Below are 7,019 nucleotides of genomic sequence, written 5' to 3' on the forward strand. Positions count from 1 at the left end.
GTTAGGGATTTTTTGAGGATGTTATTGAATGATTGTTTTTTGGGAAGTTGAAGATTTTTCAGGATATTATTGAATGATTGTTTTTGAATGTTTGTACACCATCTAAAAATTCCCATCCTGAACATCAATCCTGGTTATCCTGATTCTGACACATACAACTTTAAACACCAAACCAACCATCTAAAAATTCCCATCCTGAACATCCTAAAATCCTGGAAATCCTGATTCAGACACATACAACTTTAAACACCAACCAAAAATCTATAAATCACATCCGGTAAATCCTATAATCCTGGTTATCCTGATTCTGACATAATTTCAAAACTCCCAATTTTCCAAGGTTCTATTTTTCCAACTTCTGCATTTACCTTCCTCTCTAATAAATCAACTGCTTCTCCTAATCGGAAATATTCACTTTCTAAACCTAAATCTGCTGTTTCTCCCTGACTTTCATAAAAACGCAGAATGATTTTTTTACTATCATCTTCACTGACTTTAAACGCCATCATAATTAAGTTATTTGCGGATAATTTAAAAAAGCTATTGTTTTTAAAAACACTAGGTTCAGATTTTCTAATCTCTGGATTTACTAACACATTTAATGGTATATTTAATTCATATCCTTTTTTGACAGTTTCCGCTGCTTGCCAACTGCCAAGATGAGGATATAAACTATAGGTAAATTTGTGTATTCCTCTATCTGCTTGGGAGTCTGGCCAGTTGGGACTTCTTAATAATGTGAGGCGGATTTGATTGGGTTTAACATCGTATCCATATTTACAATCATTGAGTAAACTAAACCCGTATTTTCCGCTTTCTGTTTCCGTGGTTAAATCAGCCCATTGTAAAGCGGGTACTTCCCATTTTGCTTGTTCTGCGGGGGTTTGGGGATTGGTGGGACGGTGAATTACACCGCAGGGAATTTCATAAGTGGCAAATTCGGCGTTAAGATTTAAAGGGAAAGCTATTTTAACTAATACTTGATTTTCTTGCCAATTTACAGTATTCTGAATTTTCAGAATGGGCGAATTTTTTTGTAAGATGTAATTTTGGGTAAATTGAGATTTTCCGATTTGACGAACTACCTGCAAACGTTGTTGAATTTCGCCATATTCTAACCATTGAATTGATAGTAACTCGCTTGCTGGTAGAGGTTTGGTGTGATAATCTGGATCAATATTCCAAGCATCCCAATATTGTCCGCTATCTGTAAATGCTTGGAGTTGGTTTCCTGCACTGTTGATAATTTCCCGTTGTTGGTTTTTATCAAAGATGCTGTCTATATCTCCGGTTTGGGGGTTGATTTTTACTTGGAGATATTCATTTTCTAAATTCCAGTTTTGAGGAAGTTCGTTTTTTTCGATGTTGTGATTTTCAGAAGTTGAAGAAAGCCAATAAATTTGATATCCTATTGATGGGACGTTTGCCAGAAATAATAAATAATTTTCACTTTTTTGGGATGGAATTTTGTTTCCTTGAATATCGTAAATTTTCCCAGTTTGATTATTTTGGGGAAAGGTTAAACTAACAACTTCCGAACGTTCCCAGTTGAGAGAGTTAAAAATTATGATGGGGATGCTATTTTCTTGGGGTGGTTGTGGTAAATTGATGTGAGATGCGATCACTCTTAAAGAATCATCTAATATTTTTGTTCCCACTTTTTCCACATCTTCCCATTCTGGGAGTGCATCATGGTAAACTTGGGTAATAGAAGAACCGGGTAAAATATCATGGAATTGGTTAAACAGAACTTTTTTCCAAGCGGTTTCTATTTCTGTTTGGGGATATTCACAACCATAAATAGAAGTTGCGAGAGTTGCAAATAACTCAGCCTGATATAATAGATGTTCAGATTGACGATTGAAGCATTTTTGATCTGCGTGGGTAGTATAACATCCGCGATGGAATTCTAAATATAATTCATCTTCCCATATTGGGAGTTCTTGGAGTAGATTTTCTGACTCTAATTTTATGTGTTGTAGATAATTTTCTGCGGTTGTAAATTCCAACTTAGGTAAAATTGGGGAATGTTCCCAGCGTCGTGCTACTTCTAGCATATCACGAGTAGGTCCACCACCATGATCACCGACACCAGGAAGCCAAAGCGCATTATTTAAACCCGTTAGAGTTTGCCACTCACACAGATATTCAGACATTTTAACCGGATCAATAGTTTCACCGATCAATGCAGACATATAACTTAATATTTGACTACCATCTGGCGATCGCCACCAAAATAAATCATAATCAAACTTAGTAGTATCATTCCAGCGCAACTTCTGAGTGACAAAAAACTCAATTCCTGCATTTATCAAAAACTGTGGTAAAGTCGCACAAAAACCGAAAGTATCAGGAACCCAAACCACCGGAGATATCTTCCCAAACTTCTCTAAAAAATACCGCTGACCATATAATAATTGTCTAACAATAGACTCACCAGAAATCAAATTCAAATCTGGTTCTACCCAAAAACCACCCAAAATTTCCCACCTTCCAGATTTTACCTGACTTTGAATTTCTCGAAACAACTCACGACGGTTTTTTTCCACCCAAGCATATAAAGCGGGTGTGGTATGACAAAAGATTAATTCTGGAAAATCTTTTTGTAAATTTAAAACCGAATCAAAAGTATTTTGTGCAGCATTCCAAGTTTCAGCAACAGGCCATAACCATGCTAAATCTAAATGTGCATGACCCAACAAAAATATTTTATAACTTTGAACGCCGATGAACGCCGATGAACGCAGATAAATTTCCCTAATTTTTAACAGAAAACTTTTCCAATCTTCTTCCTCTGTGTCCTCTGTGTCTCTGTGGTTCGTTACCTCATCAATCCCAGCAACCAAACCAGCAAACCCTTCCGGTGAAAACCTTTGTAAAAGAATTTGAGTAACAGCCAACTCATCAGCCAGAATCCCAGCATCCAAATTATTATAATCCAAACATTCAAAAATTAAAAGCGATCGCATTAAAGCCCCATCGCAATGTCCAGGACTTACCAACCGCACCGCGACAAAAAACTCATCCCCACAACTAACCCCTTGACTTAGAAGCAACCGTGGTGAACAATCAAATAAATCGCCAGTTAATACCAGATTACCATTAACATAAACCTCCGCAGCATCTGCCCACCAAAGCAAAGATAACCGCAAACATAAACCCGTCAAAGGATAACCTTGTAAACTTTCAGGAACAGTCAACCTTTGTGATAACCAAAGAACCTGTTTTCCACCTTCCCAGACAACTTGATTTTTATCATTTATCTTAACAGGCTGCCACTCTGACAAATTTGATGTTATCACATCGGAAATTTCTAAGTCAACTTGCTGACAGAGCCAAGAAGAGAGTATATTAATTTGACAACAACAGCGTAACTTCTCAATTGTCTTTGATATAGATGTAGTATCAACAGGAGTCAGAGGAAAAGTCATAAATAATTGACCTAAAAAATAAAAATGTAGAGAGACTTAAACAAATATGAAAGCAAATAATGAGATTGTCAAAATTAAACTTATCTCACTTGATTTTCAGTTATGATTATATAGCGTTTCCTCATCTAAATCATATAAAAAATATCTGTGTTTATCTGCGGTTCATTAATTACCGCTTTCAGTAACTAACAATTTTATAGGAATCGCCAAAATCACACACATTCAACCTGATTAATTGATATTATGCCACCTACTTCCTCTAGTCGTTATCAAAGTAAAGTATTTAACTTTTTCAATCAGCAATCTCAGCGATTGAGTCAGAAATTAGAAAACACCCTTCGCAGCGTACAAGTAGCGACAAAATTTAGGTTGGAAGCACTACTTTTACCACTTTATCAAGCACTACAAACGGATAAATTTGCAGGTAAAAAACTACAAACCCCAACTAGAAACAAGCAACACCAATTAAAATCGTCTACTCCCCTAACAGCAGACACACCAATTTACAACATCCTAGAATTAGTTAAGAATTTACCATCTGCGGCTGTCGCGGAATCACAAACTTTACAAAATGTCAAACCTCTAGGTTTTTTAGGTAAAGCTTGGGGTAAATTTACCAGTCGTTTAGGTTTTTCCCCATCTCCCACAAGCCAAGTAAAACCCGAAGATACTTTACAAAACCATATTCCAAAGGTACAGGGAATCGCAGTCAACATAGAAAACCGTAACTTGGTATTAGTAAGCAAAAATAACAAAATTTTGGATGTTTTAACAATTAAGCAGCAAGCCATATTAACAGAAAATATTAACAGTGAAATTGCCAAATATTCTCAAAGTGATGATTTAAAAATATCCTTAGATGAGCAAGAAATATTACCAAAAATTGATAGTCTTTTAAACAAACTAACTAACACAGACAAAAATATTATAACAGACATTTCTAGGAGTGTAAATAGGCGCAAAATTAAACTTTCTTTATCTTATCCTGGTAAAATCTTAGCATTACTAGACCAAGCACTAGCCAAATTAGAATCTAATGCTATTATTCCAGTAAAACAGCGCAGTCAAGAAATTATTGAAGTTGCAAAAAATCAATTAGAAATATTTGTTTACGGAAAAGAACAGGGAGAAATAACTGTAAATTCCCATGGATTGAAAAAACCAGATGTAAAAATTTCTGAATTGATAGAATCTGCTATAAATTACTTTTTTGGAGGTAGAAAGATCCCGAAAATAGCAGAAACAGAAACATTTTATGAATTACCTAAAGATAATGTTAATAAATTTGTTGATGATTCTCAAATACAATCATCAGATGCTGTTGCAGATTCGTGGTTAACATGGAGTGACTTGTATGGAGAAATAGAAATAATATCTCCGCAAAAACCCCAAACAGAAACAAAAGTATCAAACCCAGAAAACAGAAGTTATGTATACTCAAGTCAGAGCAAAACAGAAAAACCCCAACACAGACTAAAACCTGACTGGATAGAAACTACTGCTACATTTCTTGGTTATGAAAAACATCTATTAGAGCATATTTTAGAATGGTTAGATCATATCATGGTTTGGATAGAAATGATATTGATGAACATAATTTATTTTTTAAAAGGTTTGTTACAGGTGAGGTAAAAGCTATTTTGGGAAATTGAGCAATTTTCCCTAGTTCTGTTACTTGTCACCTGTTATCTTTTTCAAGCTACACAAATTCCATACTTTGGTAATAAATCATGAATGATGTAAAATTGATGTGCTTGTAAAGCATCGTGAAACAACTTCCAATTACTGACCAAAAAACTGGGATGATAGGGGAAAATTTCATTTCCTTTATCAACATATTTGTCAGTTCCCAAAGCTTGGTACTTCCAAGAATCTTTACCTTTGGGAATATAATCAACATTAGCAGCACCAAAACTAAATTTACCTTGGGATATAGCATCTAACCATTTTTGATGACGTAGATGACTTTTTTGATCTTTAATATTCTCAAACATCCAAGCAATTAAATTTTTATCTGCATCTGGTAAACCTGCTACAATCGCATCAGCATCACCAATTAAATAACGCCGCATCATCTTACACATATTATCAGCAGCAGCTAAAAAATCTTCAGGATTATTACGTCTAATTTTCTCACCCCTACCATTAATATAACCCCATCTTAAAAACGGTTTATCAGGATGACTTAAAACCGCACCATGTCCTAGAGGTAAAGCTTCACTGACAAAATAATTTTTTAACCTATCCATCAAATTTTTATCAGGGTTATCATTTTCATCCAGTAGCTTTTTCGCTTCATTTACCCGATGGTTCACACCAGCAAAACCTTGATGCGCCCAAGTATCAACATATACGTGCATCGTAATCCCTAAACGATGTAAACTATAAGCACTATCACGACGTTTTATACATTCCTTCACCATCTGTTGTGCAACGTCGCTATTAGGACGACATATTAACTTTTCAATAAACTTCCCTTCTGGGTCTTCACCAGCTTTTTTACCCCCATTTCCTGGTAAAAAATGAAAAGGAATCCACACATGATAATTTGCTAATTCCTGAAAATTCCGATAATCTAACATTTTATGAGCGGAACTGATGCGGGTAAACATCGCTCCATTATCAAACTTAATCATACCGCCATTGATGGCATCATCTACATACTGAGCGCAGTAAGCGACAATACTAGCATCCCTATGTTCAAAACCCGCTATTCGTGCTACTACGTAGGTGACACTGTGGTGAAAGTCTATTTGCATCTTAAAATCACTTTATTTAGGGAATTTTAAATTTAGAAATAGACTATAACAATTTAGACACCAGTGCATGACTTTTAGCAAATATTCAAATATAAATAACTATCAACTTATGTTTTTGTGTTTATGTTTGAGTTTTACTTTCATATTTTTAAAAACAAAAATCCTTGATAAAACGAGTCAAAATTTTCTAATTGGCAAACTTTTTATAAGTAATTTACAGTTAATATGTCAAGAAAAATCAACCATGGATAAACGTGAATAAACGTGAATAAACTTGGATAAATACAGGTAAATAGAGATAAGAATTTGCGTAATATGATTTATTTTATTTCTATGTAAAATATGTATAATCAAGACTAAGTGAGTGTATATATACATATATTAATTTTTTGTACTATAAAATAAGTTTTTAAGAACAGCTACAACTTTGTATACTAGGACTTACGTAATGTAAAAATTAACTATCATGTGGGTAAACGATATTTGTTTGTTTCAGGCTTTTAGGGATGTGGTTTGGATAAATAGTGATAGCAAAGTGCTGCTGTAAACAGGTTGTCCAAAAATCACTAAAAAATCCGATACCAATTTTCGAGTTTTTTTGATTTATTTAGCTGCAATTACAGAAAAATATGGTAATCTACTTTTCAATAATAGTAGACACCTCCAAAAAAGAAAAACAAGATGAAAGCCTTGTAAAATCAGGGTCAGTACCTTATTTCTGGAGATGGCTAGTAGAGTAAATACTGTAAAGATATGGGCTTTTAATTACCAAAAAAGCTAAACCTGAGCAGGAAACACCCTTAGTAGATAATTATACAAAAGGTCAGTT

At 34.4% G+C, this 7,019-nt stretch carries 3 protein-coding genes; 1 reads left to right on the forward strand and 2 read right to left on the reverse strand.

The window, feature by feature from the left end; genetic code table 11:
- Positions 1-296 precede the first annotated feature (296 nt).
- Positions 297-3,431: an alpha-mannosidase gene (locus WJM97_RS00445; protein WP_353931120.1), complete on the reverse strand. Its 3,135-nt coding sequence runs from the start codon at positions 3,429-3,431 to the stop codon at positions 297-299.
- A 243-nt stretch (positions 3,432-3,674) separates the two neighbouring features.
- Here WJM97_RS00445 and WJM97_RS00450 point away from each other — a divergent pair, with 243 nt between their 5' ends.
- Entirely contained in the window at positions 3,675-5,063 is a 1,389-nt protein-coding gene (locus WJM97_RS00450; RefSeq protein WP_353931121.1) for a hypothetical protein, read from the forward strand.
- A 62-nt stretch (positions 5,064-5,125) separates the two neighbouring features.
- Here WJM97_RS00450 and WJM97_RS00455 read toward each other — a convergent pair whose 3' ends face one another.
- Positions 5,126-6,190, reverse strand: coding sequence for a DUF6765 family protein (locus WJM97_RS00455; protein WP_353931122.1), 1,065 nt, complete (start codon positions 6,188-6,190; stop codon positions 5,126-5,128).
- Between the last annotated feature and the right edge of the window lie 829 nt (positions 6,191-7,019).

Origin of the sequence: Okeanomitos corallinicola TIOX110, assembly GCF_038050375.1 — a bacterium.
Lineage (GTDB): Bacteria > Cyanobacteriota > Cyanobacteriia > Cyanobacteriales > Nostocaceae > Okeanomitos > Okeanomitos corallinicola.